This is a genomic window from Geodermatophilus sp. SYSU D00698 (genome assembly GCF_054050335.1).
Window position 1 is genome coordinate 29,444 of the sequence record NZ_JBJGZD010000008.1, and the last position, 15,275, is coordinate 44,718.

12 protein-coding genes are annotated in these 15,275 nt (G+C 78.0%); 8 read left to right on the forward strand and 4 right to left on the reverse strand.

Annotation, left to right across the window (positions count from 1 at the left end):
* Positions 1-11: 11 nt before the first annotated feature.
* From ACI8AB_RS09530 to ACI8AB_RS09540, 3 genes are all read left to right on the forward strand, one after another.
* The gene (locus tag ACI8AB_RS09530) at positions 12-476 is read left to right on the forward strand and encodes a MarR family winged helix-turn-helix transcriptional regulator (RefSeq protein ID WP_387988681.1); all 465 of its coding nucleotides are present in this window, start codon (positions 12-14) and stop codon (positions 474-476) included.
* The gene (locus ACI8AB_RS09535) at positions 473-937 is read left to right on the forward strand and encodes an SRPBCC family protein (protein WP_456949936.1); all 465 of its coding nucleotides are present in this window, start codon (positions 473-475) and stop codon (positions 935-937) included. The genes ACI8AB_RS09530 and ACI8AB_RS09535 overlap by 4 nt, the downstream gene beginning before the upstream one ends.
* A 98-nt stretch (positions 938-1,035) precedes the next feature.
* A complete protein-coding gene (locus ACI8AB_RS09540; protein ID WP_387988683.1) occupies positions 1,036-1,302 on the forward strand; it encodes a GlsB/YeaQ/YmgE family stress response membrane protein in 267 nt (88 codons plus the stop codon).
* A 49-nt stretch (positions 1,303-1,351) separates the two neighbouring features.
* Here the strand turns inward: ACI8AB_RS09540 and ACI8AB_RS09545 are convergent, their stop codons facing one another.
* Complete coding sequence (locus ACI8AB_RS09545; RefSeq protein ID WP_456949937.1) at positions 1,352-1,990, reverse strand: MBL fold metallo-hydrolase; 639 nt, start codon at positions 1,988-1,990, stop codon at positions 1,352-1,354.
* A 105-nt stretch (positions 1,991-2,095) separates the two neighbouring features.
* Between ACI8AB_RS09545 and ACI8AB_RS09550 the strand changes: the two genes are divergently transcribed.
* Complete coding sequence (locus tag ACI8AB_RS09550) at positions 2,096-2,353, forward strand: hypothetical protein (protein ID WP_387988685.1); 258 nt, start codon at positions 2,096-2,098, stop codon at positions 2,351-2,353.
* Here ACI8AB_RS09550 and ACI8AB_RS09555 read toward each other — a convergent pair.
* Positions 2,350-4,941 carry a LuxR C-terminal-related transcriptional regulator gene (locus ACI8AB_RS09555; RefSeq protein ID WP_456949938.1) on the reverse strand — a complete coding sequence of 864 codons (2,592 nt, stop codon included), beginning with the start codon at positions 4,939-4,941 and terminating at the stop codon, positions 2,350-2,352. The genes ACI8AB_RS09550 and ACI8AB_RS09555 overlap by 4 nt on opposite strands.
* Entirely contained in the window at positions 4,938-6,965 is a 2,028-nt protein-coding gene (locus ACI8AB_RS09560; RefSeq protein ID WP_456949939.1) for an Hsp70 family protein, read from the reverse strand. The genes ACI8AB_RS09555 and ACI8AB_RS09560 overlap by 4 nt, the downstream gene beginning before the upstream one ends.
* Before the next feature lie 271 nt (positions 6,966-7,236).
* Between ACI8AB_RS09560 and ACI8AB_RS09565 the strand changes: the two genes are divergently transcribed.
* The 3 genes from ACI8AB_RS09565 (at position 7,237) to ACI8AB_RS09575 (ending at position 12,063) form a co-directional block, all read left to right on the forward strand.
* Positions 7,237-8,511 (forward strand): IniB N-terminal domain-containing protein, encoded by a 1,275-nt coding sequence (locus ACI8AB_RS09565; protein ID WP_456949940.1) that lies wholly within the window; start codon positions 7,237-7,239, stop codon positions 8,509-8,511.
* Between the two features lie 103 nt (positions 8,512-8,614).
* Entirely contained in the window at positions 8,615-10,432 is a 1,818-nt protein-coding gene (locus tag ACI8AB_RS09570; protein ID WP_387988689.1) for a dynamin family protein, read from the forward strand.
* Positions 10,429-12,063 carry a dynamin family protein gene (locus ACI8AB_RS09575; RefSeq protein ID WP_456949941.1) on the forward strand — a complete coding sequence of 545 codons (1,635 nt, stop codon included), beginning with the start codon at positions 10,429-10,431 and terminating at the stop codon, positions 12,061-12,063. Before ACI8AB_RS09570 ends, ACI8AB_RS09575 begins: the two co-directional genes overlap by 4 nt.
* Positions 12,064-12,681: 618 nt before the next feature.
* On the opposite strand, the gene ACI8AB_RS09580 is transcribed toward ACI8AB_RS09575, so the two are convergent.
* Positions 12,682-13,473, reverse strand: coding sequence for an enoyl-CoA hydratase-related protein (locus ACI8AB_RS09580; protein WP_387988691.1), 792 nt, complete (start codon positions 13,471-13,473; stop codon positions 12,682-12,684).
* 370 nt (positions 13,474-13,843) lie between these two features.
* On the opposite strand from ACI8AB_RS09580, the gene efeB reads away from it, so the two are divergent.
* Positions 13,844-15,178 (forward strand): iron uptake transporter deferrochelatase/peroxidase subunit, encoded by a 1,335-nt coding sequence (gene efeB / locus ACI8AB_RS09585; RefSeq protein ID WP_456949942.1) that lies wholly within the window; start codon positions 13,844-13,846, stop codon positions 15,176-15,178.
* Positions 15,179-15,275 lie beyond the last annotated feature (97 nt).

The window sequence follows — 15,275 nt, forward strand, 5'->3', positions numbered from 1 at the left end:
GGTGAAGCCGCTTGTCCGATCCCGTCAACAGAGAACGCCCCGTCCTGGTCACCGCGTTGCTCGAGCAGGCGATGACCCTGATCCGGGACGACCTCTACGCGCTCAGCGACGCGCGCTACCCGGGCCTGCGCATGCGGCACTACCGGCTGCTGGCGATGCTGCCGGCCCAGGGGGAGCGGCTGAGCCGGCTGGCCGCCGACAGCGGGCACACCAAGCAGGCCCTGGCCCAGGCGCTCGCGCCGCTGCAGGCCGGCGGGTACGTCGAGGTGCTCCCCGACCCCTCCGACGGGCGGGCGCGGCTGGTCCGGCTCACCGACCGGGGCCGGGAGGTCGACGAGGCGGTGCGCCGGCGCCTGGCTGCCGTCGAGCGGGACTGGGCGCGCCGGGTGGGGGAGGAGCGCTGGGCCGTCGCCCGGGCCGTGCTCGCCGACCTCGCCCCGGGACCCGGCGGGCCCCCGTCTACCGTCGGGACGTGACCACGGCCAGCGGGACCCGGGAGGTGGCCGCCCCGCGCAGCCGGGTGTGGCGGGCGCTGGCCGTGCTGGAGCCCTACTGCGCCGTCTGCGACGTCTCCTACGTCGTCGAGGGGGGCCGGTCCGGGAAGGGCGCCCGGTTCGTCTGCGTCCCCGGCCGCCTCGCCGCCGACCGGACCCCGCGCGAGGGTGCCCCGCGCGGGGAGATCGTCGAGTGGGAGCCCGGGCGGGTGGTCACCACCCGGCTCGAGCTCACCCCCGAGACGTGGACGACGCGCATCGAGCTCGACGACGCCGCCGACGGCGCCACCCGGGTGACCGTCACGCTCACCCACGAGCCGCGCCGTGCCCGGCTGGCCGACCGGCTGGCCCGCCGCGCCGTGCAGCAGTTCGTGCAGCGCACCGTCGACGACGAGCTGGACAAGCTCCCGGCGCACGTGGAGCAGGTCCCCGCGGACCAGTGACGAACGGCCCGGGTGTGCGCGGTGATCATGCGGGTAGATGAACCCCAGGCGCGCCCGGCGACCGGCCGGGCGCCACGCACCCACCCGGAGGACTCGTCGTGATCGGTTTCCTCGTGGCCGGTTTGATCATCGGGGCCCTGGCCCGCCTGATCGTCCCGGGCAAGCAGCACCTGGGCATCCTCGCCACCCTGGCCCTCGGTCTGGTCGGCTCCCTCATCGGCGGGCTCATCGCCCAGTTCTTCGGCACCGGCAGCATCTGGGAGCTCAACGTCCTGGGCTTCGTCCTCGCCGTCGTCGCCGCCGTCCTGCTGATCGGCGTCGCCGAGAGCGTCGCGGGACGCAACCGCCGCACCGTCCGCCGCTGACCTCCGCGCCCGGGGGAGCGGCCTCCGCGCCCGGGGGAGCGGGCGGGCCTCAGAGCTCGACCGCCTCCCCCGGGGTCAGCCGGCCGTAGGGGGTGGGTGTGCCCGGGCCGCGCTCGCCCAGCAGGCCGGCCATCAGGCCCAGCCCGGTGTCGTTGAGCAGGCCGTCGTGCACGGCGAAGGCCTGGTCGGCGTCCACCGCCCGCACGTAGTCGATCACCTCGGCCGCCTTCGACCACGGCGCGTGCAGCGGCACCAGCAGCGTGGCCACCGGGGTCCCCGGCACGGTGAACGCGTCGCCGGGGTGGAACACCTGGCCCCCGACCAGGAAGCCGACGTTGCGCACCCGGGGCAGCTCCGGGTGGACCACCGCGTGCCACTCGCCGTGGACCTGCACGTCGAAGCCCGCGACGGTCAGCGCGTCGCCGTCGCCCACCGCGTGCACCCGGCTCCCCGACCCGTCCAGCTGCTCCGCGACGGACGGGTTCGTCCACACCTCCAGCGCCGGGTCGGCCTCCAGCGCCGCGCGCAGCCGGTCGCCGACGAAGTGGTCGGGGTGCTCGTGCGTGACCAGGACCGCGCTCGCACCCTCGAGCGCCGCGGGGTCGGTCCAGGCACCGGGGTCGACGACCAGCCGCCGGTCGCCGTCACTGATCACGACGCAGGCGTGCCCGTGCTTGGTCAGCTCCACGGGGACATCCTGCCGCCGCCCCCGCCGGCCCGCCGTCTCACCCGGGTGGGTGACACCGCGGCGGCCCGCCTCCCGGAGGCCGGGCAGCCTGTCGACCCTCCCTGCATGGCCCCCACCGCCGCCTCGACCGCCCCCACCGCGTTCGCCGCGACCGCCTACGTCGCCGCCCGCAGCCGCGCCCACGGCCCGACCGCCGCCCTGTGGCACGCCGTCGAGCTGCACCGCCCGGCCTCCGAGGTCGACGGCGCCTGCGAGCTCACCCTCTGCGGCACGCTCGCCCGCGTCACCCTCGACGAGGACTGGCCGACGTCGGCCCGTGACGTCTGCGTCCCCTGCGCCGCCCTGGCCGGCTCCGGCCGCTAGGCGCCCTCCGCGAGCTCCGCGCGCAGCCGCGCCAGCAGGTCCGACCGCGTGCCGGCGCCCAGCCGCTGGCGCATGCGCGAGACGTGGTGCTCCACCGTCTTCGCCGAGATGTACAGCCGCCCGCCGATCTCCCGGTAGGTCCGCCCCTCCACCACCAGCCGCGCCACCTGCCGCTCCCGCTCGCTGAGCGTGCCCGTCGCCGCCGGGGCGGCCGGCGCGGCGTCCTCCCCGGACTCGCCGGGCGCGTCCCCGTCGGCGGGGTCGACCAGCGTGCGCGCGCAGGCCAGCAGGATCGAGCGGGCCCGTGCGTCGGTGACCCGGGCCGCGGCCTGCCCCGCCAGCCGGGAGCCGTCCCAGCCGAGCCCGGCCGCCCCGAGCGCCTCCGCCGCGGCCACCACCACCGGTGGGTCGATCTCGTCGGTGAGGACGTGCAGCCAGGTCCGCCCGGCCTCGGCCAGCGTCGCGGCGTGCGGGCTGGTCCGTGCCGCGGCCACCAGCGCTGCCGCGTGCGGCCGCAGCGCCGCGGGGTCGTCGGTGATGATCGCCGCCTGCGCGCCGCTCCAGTGCAGCGGCGTCGCCCACAGCTGCGGGTCCCCCAGCCGGGCGAGCAGCGCCTGCGCCTCGGTGAGGTGGGAGCGCAGCCGGTCACCGTCGCGCAGCCGCGCCGCGGCGACGACCAGCTCCCCGAGCGGCAGCAGGGTGAACAGGTCCACGGGGTGCCGGACGACGGCCTCGCGCGCCCGCACCCACGCGCGCACCAGCGCCGGGACGTCGCTGCTGCGGCGGGCCAGGCCCACCTCCAGCGCCTGCAGGAAGAGCTCGTCGCGCGGCTCGAGGGCGCCGCCCTCGACGGCCTGCGCCTCCATCATCAGCTCCCGGGCCCGGGCCATCCGGCCGGCCAGCATGGCGATCCACGCCAGCAGCAGCAGGTGCCGGGGACGCGCCGGTCGGCCGCCCAGGTCGGTGTCGACCGCCCGCTGCAGCACCGACTCGGCGACGGTCAGCTCGCCGCACTGCAGCGCCACCAGCGCCGACAGCGCCGCGGGGGTGTCCACGAGCAGCGCGGTCCGGCCGACCGGCTCCAGCAGCGCGGCGGCGCGGGTGAGCGTGGACAGCGCCGCGGGCACCGGGTCGGCGGCGTCCGTCCCCGACCGCAGCGAGCACGTGATGCCCTCCGCCATCAGGTCCTCGCTGACCGACAGCATCGTCGGCGCCCCGGAGGTCCCGGCCCGCGCCGCCGCCACCAGCCGGGCGGCCTCGTCCGGGTGTCCGGTGGCCAGCAGGGCCAGCGCCGCCGAGCCCGCGTGCTCCGGGCCGGCCAACCGGTAGAGCTCCGCGGCGCGGCCGAGCAGCCCGCGCCGGGCCAGCACCGCCGCGAGCACCCCGGCGGCCCGGGCCCGGTCGGGGGCGAGGGGGTCGGCGAGGGCGGCGTCGGCCCAGCGCACCGCGCCGTCGAGGTCCCCGGTCAGGGCGGCGGCCTGGGCCCGCCGGGCGGACAGGCAGGCGACCGGCGCCCCGGTGTCGACGGCCGCGCTCAGCAGCTCCCCGGCCAGCGCCGGGTCCGCACCGAGAGCGGCGTCGGCGTGCCGCTCCAGCAGCGCGGCGGCCCGCGGGTCGCGCACCCGGTCCGCGGCCAGGCCGCGGGCCAGCGCCACCGGCTCCTCGCCGCGCTCGACCAGCAGGCCGAGCAGCCGGCGCCGGGTGCGCCGGGTGACGTCGGCGGGGGTCGTCGCGAGCAGCACCTCCTGCGCCACCGGGACCACCCGCCCGTCGGCCAGCACCAGGCCGGTCGCCCGTGCCGCGGCGATGAGGTCGGCCACCTGCTCCAGGGGGACGTCGAGCAGCCCGCCGAGGACGTCGTCGTCCAGCGGGGCGCCGGCCGCGACGGCGTGCACCAGCGCCCGGGTCCGCTCGTCGAGGGCGTCGAGGTCGGCGCTCAGCTGCGCCCGCATCTTCTCGGGGACGACGCGGAGGTCCACCCGGCCCGGCCGCCGCGCGAGGGCGGACAGCAGGCCGTGCACCAGCGCGGGGAGGCCGCCGGTCCGGGCGTGGACGGCGTCCGCGAGCGCGGGCGTGGCGGCCGGTCCCAGGCAGGCCCGCGCCCACTCCTCGACCCGGGCCCGGTCGACGTGGCCGAGCACCACGGAGTGCCGGTCGTCGGGGACCTCGGCGGCCACGTCGGCGAGCAGGGCGGTGAGGGCGGCCGGGCGCGGCCAGGGCCGGGAGGCCAGGACGACCCGGGCGCGGGGGGACCGCAGCGCGCGGCGCACCCGGTCGGCGACCTCCGCGGTGGCGCGGTGCGCGTCGTCGACGACGAGGACGAACGGCGCGGTCACCGCGTCGGGGTCCTCGGTGCGCGCGTCGAGCACCGTCAGTCCCGCGCGCCGGTGCAGCGCGGCGACCTCGTCGAGCAGGTGGGTCTTGCCGGTCCCCGCCGGACCGCAGACCACGACGGCACGTGCCGCCGCCGCCCGCGCCACCGGGCCGTCCGCCACGTTGCCGGCCAGCCGGGCGGGGCGGGGTCCGGGGACGCGGGCCGCGGGGGAGGCGGCGGTGTGCACGACGGGGGGACGGGCGACGGCGGTCACGGCGTACCCGGGGACGGAGCGGCCGGGCCGGTGGTGTCAGCGGCGGGCGTCTCGGGATCGTCGGTCGTCGTCGTCCCCTCGGCGGGTGGCGTCGTGGTGTCCGGAGCCGGTCCCCCGGTCCCCGGGTCCTCGGTGGGGGTCTCACCCGGCGTCTCGGTCGGGGTCTCGGTGGGCGTCTCGGTGGGCGTCTCGTCCGGGGTCTCCGACGGGGTCCCCGAGGGGGTCTCGTCCGGTGTCCCCGACGGAGGTGGTCCGGACGGGGGACCGGCGGTCCCCGACGGGGTGGCGGCCGGTGGCGCGGTGGTCCCCGGGGTCGGGTCGCCGCCCGACGCCGTGCCCCCGGTGGGGGCCCCGCCCGTGGTGCCGCCGGACGGGGTGCCCGCGACCGGCGTCCCGGCCGGAGAGCGAGGGGCGGTCGAGCTCCCCGCCGCGCCGGTCGACCCCGGCGTCCGGGGGCCGACCGCCGGGACCGCGGTGACGGCGCCGGCCGACGCGGCCGGGTCGTCGGTCGCCCGCACGCCTCCCGCGGACCGGGCCGTGCCTGCGGGGGCAGCGACGCCGGCCGGTCGGGCGGCACCCGGTGCGGGGACGCCGGGCGACCCGCCGGTGGGCACGGCGCCGTCCTCGGCCTGCGCCACCGGGACCTCGCCCCCGGGCGCGGCGGTGCCGCTGGTGCCGAGGAGGCCCGCCACGGCGGGCGGCAGCACGAGCAGGCACAGCAGCAGGACGCCGACGAGCACACCGCGCTGTGCCCGACGGGCCCGGGCGCGGGCCCGCTCCGGACCGGCTGCGGGGTGCCGGCTCCCGCCCGGCCCCCGCGGCGGGGCGCCGGGCACGGGACGCCGGGCCCCGGCCGGGACGGCCGCGGGCGGCGCCGCGCCGAGGACGACGGGGGCGGGCGTGGGGATGGGGACACCACCGGCGGCCGTCCCCCCTGCGGCCGGGTCCTCCGTGGCCAGGGCCTGCGTGACCAGCGCCTCCGTGACCAGCGCCTCCGCGGCCAGGTCCGCCGCGCCCAGGGCCGCGGTGAGCTCCGGTGCGGGCCCCAGGGCCAGCGGCCGGCCGAGCTCCCCGGAGAGCACCTCCGCGACCAGCGGCATCCGCGCCCCGCCGCCGGTGAGCACGACCGCGTCCAGGGCGGCCGGGTCCACGCCGGCGGCCTCGACGGCGGCCCGCAGCCGCGCGGCCGACTCCCGGACCGGGCCGTCGATCAGCTCGTCGAGCTCCTCGCGGGTGAGCCGGACCGCCTCGGGACCCACCTCCACCCGGGTGGCGGTCTCCTCCGAGAGCGCCTCCTTGGCCGTGACGCACGCGCGCCGCAGCGCCGCGGCCGCCTCCGGGTCCGGGGCGCCGGCCGAGGACCCGCGGACGTGGCCGACCAGCAGGTCGTCGACGTCCCGACCGCCCCACCCGAGCGGCGCGGGCGGCGGCGCGAGGTGCCGCGGCAGGCCGGCGTCGGGATCCCCCGCGTCGGGGCCCACGACGGCGAGGTCCAGGGTGGCGGCGCCGAGGTCGTACACGGCGACGGTCGGCCGCCCCGGCAGCTCACCGGTGCCGGTGTGGCGGGCGACGGCGGCGACCGCGGCGGAGACCAGCGTGAAGCGGGGGACGCCCGCCTCCCGCAGGGCCGCGGCGAGCGCTGCCCGGCGGTGGCCGGCCCACGACGGCGGCACGGTGACGACCGTCCAGGCGTCCGGCCGGCCCAGCCGCTCCGCGGCCGCGGCCCGGACCAGCTGCACCGCCCCGGCCACCACGGCGGCGGCGGGGACCGGGCCGGAGCCCAGGTGCAGCGGCGTCGCGGCGCCCACCCGCGCCAGGACGCCCGCCGCCCGCCCGGGGACGGGGTCACCGAGCCGGACGCCGTCGTCGTCGACCGCGAGTGCGACCGGGGGGTCCCCCGGTCCCCCCAGGGGCAGGGGCTCGGCGGCTCCCGCGCCCTCGGCGCAGACCGCCGCGGCGACCGTGCCGTCGCCGATGTCGATGCCCAGCCCGTACTCGCCGTCGCGCACAGGTCCCCCCGTCACCCTGCCCGCCGGCCCGCTCCCTGAGCCGGTACGCCGCAGGACCGTATGTCGCCTGCGTCACGCCTGTCCCTGCTTCCTCCCGTGTGTGGTGCCGGCGGGCGGCAAGTAGGGGGCGACACCCCGAGTCCCCTAACGGGGAGTCAGCGCGCACCCCCCAACGCGGAGTCGGAAGTGGGGGGACGCCACCCGCTGCCCGGGCGCGGAGGGGGCGGCTGGACTGCCGTCGCCAGCCGGCCGACGACGGGCGGCTCACGGACCCGGAGGACCTGCCATGACGAACGTCGCCAGTTCGCTGCTCGACTTCATCCTCGACCTCTTCCGCGACCCCGAGGCCGCCGAGGCCTACGCGGCCGACCCGACGGGCGCGCTCGCCGCCGCGGGCGTCGACGCCACCCCGGCCGAGGTCGACGACCTCATGCCGATGGTGGCCGGCTACGCGCCGGTCAGCTGGGGAGGTCACGGCGGCCGCGGGCACGACGACGACGGCTACGGCCACTCCCACGACGCACACCACGGCCGGTCCGGCGGGTGCGACGACGACAAGCCGGGCCCCGCCCCGGCGCACGGCGGCGACGACGACCGGCCGAGCCCCGCCCCGGCCCGCGACCACGACCACGACGAGGCCGCCTGCGACACGGACGAGGACCACGGCGGCTGGCAGGGCGGCGGCGGGCACGCCCCGGCGCCGGCCCCGGCCGCCGGCAGCGAGACGGTCGTCATCACGCACCTGCAGAACATCTCGGTCACCTACACCGACGTGGACGTCGAGATCGACGCCTCGCACAGCATCTGGGTCAGCGGCGACGCGCAGGCGATCTTCGGTGACGACAACGTGGTGGTCGGTGGCGACGGCGTGGCGGCCGGCGACGACGTCGAGGACGTCGAGGTCGACAACAGCGAGACCACCGTCGACGTCTCCGACTCCGGCAACAGCTACGACGTCTCCGGTGACGGCAACTCCGTCGGCCACGGCAACACGACCGACAACTCCGACGAGTCGGTGCACGTGGACGACTCGGTGAACGGGTCGTTCAACGGCAACGACGTCACCGTCGGGGACGACAGCCCGATCGTCGAGGACTCGGCCGGGGTCGAGACCGGGGACGGCAGCGTCGTCGGCGGTGACCAGGTCGGCAGCGAGAACTCCGGCGGCACGAACACCACCGCGAACGACGGTGGCCAGGTCGGGGACGACGTCTCGGTGGACCTGGAGAACGTCGGCAACGACTACTCCGAGACCGACAACTCGGTGGACCTGGACGACGTCGGCAACGACTACTCGGAGACCGACAACTCGGTGGACCTGGAGAACGTCGGCAACGACTACTCCGAGGAGACCTCGGTCGACCTGGACGACGTGGGCAACGACTACTCCGAGGACAACTCGGTCGACCTGGACGACGTCGGCAACGACTACTCCGAGGACAACGACGTCTTCTCCGAGGACAACGACGGGAACGGGTCGTTCAACGGCTCGCTGAACGACACCGTCGAGGACAACGACGACGTCGTGGTCGTCGCCGAGGTCGACGCCGGCGGTCACTGACCCGGACGCGCCCGGCCCCGGCGTCCAGCGCGCCGGGGCCGGGCTGCCTTCCGTCCGCAGTCGGGCCCGCAGTGGTATCACCGGGGCTCCGGAGGAGGTGGCAGTGGTCACACCAGAGCAGCTCGTCGACCGGGTGCTGGCGCTCGCCGAGGAGTGCGGGCGGCCCGACCTGCAGCGGCGGCTCACCCAGGCGCGGGGGAGGCACGCCTCGCCGGGCGTGCGCGTCCTGGTCCTGGGGGAGCCCAAGCAGGGCAAGAGCTCGCTGGTGAACGCGCTGACCGGGGTGCCGGTCTGTCCCGTCGCCGACGACGTCGCCACCGTCGTCCCCACGGTCGTGCGCAACGGGGCCGCCCCGCGGGCCACGCTGGTGCGGGCGGTGGGGCCGGCTCCCGCCCCGGGCGCCGAGGTCGTCACCGAGCGGGTGCCCGTCCCGGTCGAGACCGTCGCCGCGCGGGTCACCGGGCCCGGTGCCGAGCGGATCCTCCAGGCCGAGGTCGAGCTGCCCCGGCGACTGCTCGCCGGCGGTCTCGAGCTGGTCGACACCGCCGGCGTCGGCGGCCTCGGGGTGGTGGCGCACGCGCTGACCACCCTCGACCTGCTGCCCACCGCCGACGCCGTCCTGTTCGTCTCCGACGCCAGCCAGGAGTTCACCGCGCCGGAGATGGCCCTGCTCGAGCAGGCCTCCGCGCTGTGCCCGACGGTCGTCTGCGTCCTGACCAAGACCGACGCCTGCCCCGACTGGCGGCGGATCGCCGAGATCGACCGCGGGCACCTCGCCGCCCGGGGGTGCGACGCGCCGCTGTTCGCCGTCTCCTCGTCGCTGGCCCAGCTCGCGGTGCAGCACCGGGACCGCGAGCTGCACGAGGAGTCCGGCATCGCCGCCCTGGTCGGCCACCTGCAGGACGAGGTGGCCGGTCGGGCCGCGACGCTGGCCCGCCGCTCCCTCGTGCACGACCTCACCGCGGTGACCGGCCACCTGTCCCTGGCCCTGCGGAGCGAGCTGCGCAGCCTGGAGGACCCGGCGTCGCGGGAGGCGCTGCTGGCCGAGCTGGAGGAGGCCCGCACCGCGGTCGACGAGCAGCGGCGCCGCTCGTCGCGCTGGCAGCAGGTGCTCAACGACGGCGTCACCGACCTCATGGCGGACATCGACCACGACCTGCGGGACCGCTCCCGGGTCGTCGTCCGCGAGGCGGAGGAGGTCATCGCCGCCCGCGACCCGGGTCCGGCCTGGCCGGAGATCACCGCGTGGCTCGACGAGCGGATCGCCGCGGCGGTGGCCGACAGCTACGTCTGGGCCGAGCAGCGCTCCCGGTGGCTCGCCGAGCAGGTGGTGGACCAGGTGACCCGTGACGGCGGCGGTGCCGTCCCGGCCCTGGAGGTCGGCGCCGCGGGCGACGCGCTGGACGCCCTCGTCGCCGTCCCGGGCATCGACGACGGCTCCATGACCCTGCGCGAGCGGACGCTGATCGGGCTGCGCGGCTCCTACACCGGGGTGCTCATGACCGGCCTGGTCACCAGCCTGGCCGGGCTCGCCATCATCAACCCGATCTCCCTGGCCGCCGGCGTCGTGCTGGGCCGCAAGGCGTACAACGACGACGCCAGGCAGCGGCGGCAGCGGCGCGAGACCGAGGCGCGGACCGTGGTGCGGCGGCACCTCGACGAGGTGGTCTTCCAGGTCGGCAAGCACCTCAAGGACCGGCTGCGCACCGTGCAGCGGACGCTGCGGGACCTGGTCACCGACACCACCGACGAGACCGCCCGGACCCTCGCCGACGCGGTCAGGGCCGCCCAGCGGTCGGCCAAGGAGGCCACCGCGGACCACGACACCCGCGTCCGCCTCCTGCGCGCCCGCCTCGACCGGCTGGACCGGCTGGCCGGCGAGGTCGCCCGGCTGGACCGCACCCCGGTGCCCACCCCGTGACGGGGCCCGCCGCCCTCGACGACGTCCGGGCGCTCCTGGACGACGCGCTGACCCGCTGGGGCGGCGTGCCCGACGCCGCCGGCCGCCTGGCCGCCGCCCGCCGGCGCCTCGACGAGCCCCTGCGGGTGGCGATCGTCGGCCGGGTCAAGGCCGGCAAGTCGACCCTGCTCAACGCCCTCGTGGGTGCCCGGGTGGCCCCGACCGACGCCGGCGAGTGCACCCGGGTGGTCACCGAGTACCGGCACGGCGCCACGCCCCGCGTCGTGCTGCGCGGCCGGGACGGCGCGGCCCGCGACCTGCCGGTGCGCCGGGACGGTGGGGGGCTGCGGCTGGACCTGGCCGGTACCGCGCCCGAGGACGTCGCGACGCTCGTCGTCGACTGGCCGTCGCCGGACCTGCTGGCCGCCACGCTCGTCGACACCCCCGGCACCGGGTCGCTGTCGACGGGCACCAGCGACCGCACGCACGCCTTCCTCGGCACCGACGCCGGCCTCGCCGGCGCCGACGCGATCGTCCACCTGACCCGCCGGCCGCAGCCCGACGACCTGGCCGTCCTCAGCGCCTTCCAGGCCGCCACGGGCGCCACCGGGACCCTGACGACGACGATCACCGTGCTGTCCCGGGCCGACGAGCTCGGGGCGGGGCGCATCGACGCGCTGCACGCGGCCGAGGCGGCGGCCCGCCGGATGTCCGCGGACCCGGCGCTGCGGGCGGTCAGCTCGGCGGTCGTGCCGGTCGCCGGCCGGCTCGCGCTGGCCGGGCGGACCCTGCGGCACGGTGACCTGGTCGCCCTGCGGTCGCTGGCCACCGCCGACCCGGCCGCGGTCACCGGCATGCTGCTCACCGCCGACCGGTTCTCGCGGCCGGAGACGCCCGTGCCGCTGTCGGCGGAGGTCCGGGCCGGCCTGCTCGACCGGCTGGGGCTGTTCGGGGTCCGCCTGTCGGTCGCCCTGGTCCGCGCCGGGATCGGCGACGCCGACGCGCTGGCCGCCGAGCTGCTGCGCCGCAGCGGCCTGGTCGAGCTGCAGCGGCTGCTGCACGTGCACTTCACCGCCCGCGGTGGCCCGGTGCGGGCCGCCGCCGCGCTGCGGCTGGTCGAGTCGCTGCTCGAGGAGCACCCGGTGGACGGGGCGGAGGCCGTGCGCGCGGAGGTCGAGCGGATCCGCCTGGCCGGGGACGACCTCGCGGAGCTGGCGTTGCTGGCCCGCACCCGCGCACCCAGCGGTCCCCTGCCGGCCGCGCTGGCCGCCGAGGGCGAGCGGCTGCTCGGCGCCACGGACACCACACCGGCCGCGCGGCTCGGGCTGCCCGCGGACACGCCCCCGGCGGCGCTGCGCACCGAGGCCCTGCAGGCGCTGCGGCGCTGGCGGGAGGCGGCGGCCGACCCGCTTGCCGACCGGGCGGCCGCGGACGCCGCCGACGTCGTCGTCCGGTCCGTCGAGGGGGTGCTGGCCGCCCTCGACGCGGCGCCCGGCTCAGCGGGCGCGGGACCAGGCCCGGGCGGAGCGGGTGAACAGCGGGACCGGGACCAGCAGGAACAGCCCGGCCGCCGCGATCAGCGCGACCCGGTCGAGGTCGGCGTCCCCCGCCGCGGTGCTCTGCGCCACGTCGAGGACCAGCAGGGTCGGTAGCAGGGCCGCCAACAGCAGCCAGCGGGCCCACGCCCGGCGCCGCAGCGCGAGCGCCGTCCCGGCCGCCATGACGGCGGTGACCAGCCCGGTGGCGCCGACCACCGTCGCGATCGTCGCCGCGACGGCGTCGGCGACCTCCCCGGCCGACGCGGCCGGGTCACCGGCGGCCGCGGTCCCGGTCAGCCGCGCGTCGAGCGCCGCGCGGTCGAGGAGCATCGCCAGCACGCCGGCGACGGCGGCCAGCGCCGCGGCCCAGCACAGCAGGCCGGAGACCCGGACGGCGCGCGGGCGCGGCGGCACGGTCGGGGTCAGCGGGAGCGCGACCGAGCTCGTGAGCGGAGGGCGTGGGGGGAGCGGACGTCCCTGCGGGACCCCGGCGTGCCTGCGGGGGAGCGGTCGTTCCCCCGGAGCCGCCTCCGTCGTCCCCGCCGTCCGTGCCCCGTCCACGAGCTGCCCCTCCCCGTCGCGTGGGGGGAGGGTGTCACCGCACAGCGGTACCGCCGGGTCCCGCAACGGCCGGGCGGGACGGGACCCACCGTGTCTGTACCCGCAGCGATCCCACCGCAGCCCTCCGTGAACGGGGACGGGCCCGCGATGCCGTCGGCCCGCCCGCGGGGCTCAGCGCCCGGTGAACCGCGGCGGGCGCTTGGCCAGGAATGCCTCGACCGCCTCGGCGTGGTCGGCGGTGCCGCCGAGCTCGGTCTGCAGCCGCGCCTCCAGCGCCAGCGTCTCCTCCAGCGAGTCGGTGGGCGCGCTCGCCAGCACCGTCTTGACCGCCCGGTAGGCCGCCGTCGGCCCCGTGGCCAGCCGCTCGGCCAGCGCCCTGGCCTCGTCCGCCACCCGGTCGGCCTCGACGACCCGGTGCACCAGACCCCACTGCAGCGCCGTCTCGGCGGGGAAGGCGTCGGGGAGCAGCAGCAGCTCGGTGGCGCGGGCGACGCCCACGCTGTGCACCAGCCGCGCGGCCAGGGCCGAGTCGCTGGACAGCCCGATGCCGGTGAACGCGGTCGTGAACTTCGCGCCCGCGGCGGCCACCCGCAGGTCGCCGGCCATCGCGAGCCCCAGCCCCGCGCCGGCGCAGGCGCCGTTGATCCCGACGACGACCGGCACCCGCAGCCCGGCCAGCGCCAGGACCAGCGGGTTGTACTCGTCCTCGACGACCGACAGCGAGCTCCCGGCGTCCCCGCGCAGCGACTCGACGTGCTCGGCGAGGTCCTGGCCCACGCAGAACGCCCGGCCGGTGCCGGTGACCAGCACCGCCCGCACCGACCCGTCGCCGGCGATCCCCTGCACCACCTCGAGCAGCTCCCGCCGCATCGCCCGGGAGATCCCCGGCCGCTGCAGCGTGACGGTCGCGACGCCGCCGGCGTCCTCGCGGGTCACGGTCGTGGTGGCGGTGGTCTCCGACATGCCGGTCACCCTGCCACGCCCGCACCCGGCCGAGGGGACCTCCCGCGGACGGGGACCGGTCGTCGGAGACCACCCAGCACGTCCGTGCGTGACCGCCGCCGCCCCTGCTCACCGCCGGCCTGCTGGCCGCGCTGGCCACCGCCGCCTGCTCGTCGGCCGACACCGTCGCCGTCGCCAGCAGCGAGCTACCGGCCGGGACGCACGGCTTCGCGGTGACCGACTCCGGCGACCAGGTGACCGAGTCCTACGTCCTTCAGCAAGGTCGGGGCGGTCGTCGCGGACCAGTGACCCGCGGCACACCGGCGCCGGGGACGCGCCGGTGTGCGCGGGACGTTGCGCCCTGCGAGACCGTCCCCGTCCCGAGGAAGCCATGACGGAGCCCACCGCCGACCAGCCGGCCGCGCCGCAGCGGCCGGGTCTGTCCCGCCGCCGCCTGCTGGGCACCCTTGGGGTCGGCACCGCCGGTGTCCTCGCCGCGGGCGCGGCCGGCGGCGTCGTCGGCCGGGCGACCGCCGAGGGCCCGGCGGGCGGAGCCCAGGCGGCCGGACCGGCCCCGACCGACGCGGTGCCCTTCCACGGCGAGCACCAGGCGGGGATCGTCACGCCCGCCCAGGACCGGCTGCACTTCGTCGCCCTCGACGTCACCACCGACAGCCGCGACGACCTCGTCGCGCTGCTGCGGGACTGGACCGAGGCCGCGCGGCGCATGACCGCGGGCCGGGACGCCGGACCGGTCGGCGCCGTCGACGGCGAGCGGCACGCCCCGCCGGACGACACCGGCGAGGCGATCGGCCTGCCGCCGTCCGGGCTGACGATCACCGTCGGCTTCGGGCCCACGCTGTTCACCACCGCCGACGGCCGCGACCGCTTCGGCCTCGCCGCCCGCCGGCCCGCGCCGCTGGTCGAGCTGCCGTCGTTCCCCGGCGACCAGGTCGACCCCGCGATCAGCGGCGGTGACCTGTGCCTCCAGGCCTGCGCCAACGACCCGCAGGTCGCCGTCCACGCCGTCCGCAACCTGGTGCGCATCGGCGCCGGGGTGGTCAGCGTGCGCTGGTCGCAGCTGGGCTTCGGCCGGACGTCGTCGACCAGCACCGGCCAGGCCACCCCGCGCAACCTGTTCGGGTTCAAGGACGGCACCGCCAACCTCAAGGCCGAGAACGGCAGCGCGCTGGACCGGTTCGTGTGGGTCGGCGACGACGACGGCGAGGGGGGCCGGGCGGACTGGCTGCGCGGCGGCTCCTACCTGGTCACGCGGCGGATCCGGATGCTGGTCGAGCCGTGGGACAGCTCCTCGCTGGACGAGCAGCAGCGCACCATCGGCCGCACCAAGGGCAGCGGGGCACCGCTCGGCCAGCGCGCGGAGTTCGACCCGGTCGACTTCACGGAGCAGGTCGACGGCGAGTTCGCGATCCCCGAGACCAGCCACGTCTTCCTCGCCCACCCGACCAACTCCGGGACGGCGATCCTGCGGCGCGGCTACAGCTTCGTCGACGGCTCCGACGGCCTGGGCCGGCTCGACGCCGGGCTGTTCTTCATCGCCTTCCAGCGGAACCCGGAGACCGGCTTCGTGCAGGTGCAGCGCAACCTGCGGACGGACGCGATGAACGAGTACGTCCGGCACACGTCGTCGGCGGTGTTCGCCTGCCCGCCCGGCGTCCGCGACGACGCCGACTGGTGGGGCCGCGCCCTCTTCGAGTCCGCCTGAGCCGGCCGGCCACCGGCGTGTCACCGGGGCGTCGTCGGCGCGTCGCCGTGTCGATGCCGAGCCGTGACGCACGGGACTCCCCGGACGGGTGGGACTG

Bases quoted from the DNA above. Each gene is read 5' to 3' on its own strand.
- ACI8AB_RS09580 (WP_387988691.1), bottom strand. From the start codon at position 13,473: ATGTCGGAGACCACCGCCACCACGACCGTGACCCGCGAGGACGCCGGC.
- ACI8AB_RS09565 (WP_456949940.1), top strand. From the start codon at position 7,237: ATGACGAACGTCGCCAGTTCGCTGCTCGACTTCATCCTCGACCTCTTC.
- ACI8AB_RS09550 (WP_387988685.1), top strand. From the start codon at position 2,096: ATGGCCCCCACCGCCGCCTCGACCGCCCCCACCGCGTTCGCCGCGACC.
- efeB (WP_456949942.1), top strand. From the start codon at position 13,844: ATGACGGAGCCCACCGCCGACCAGCCGGCCGCGCCGCAGCGGCCGGGT.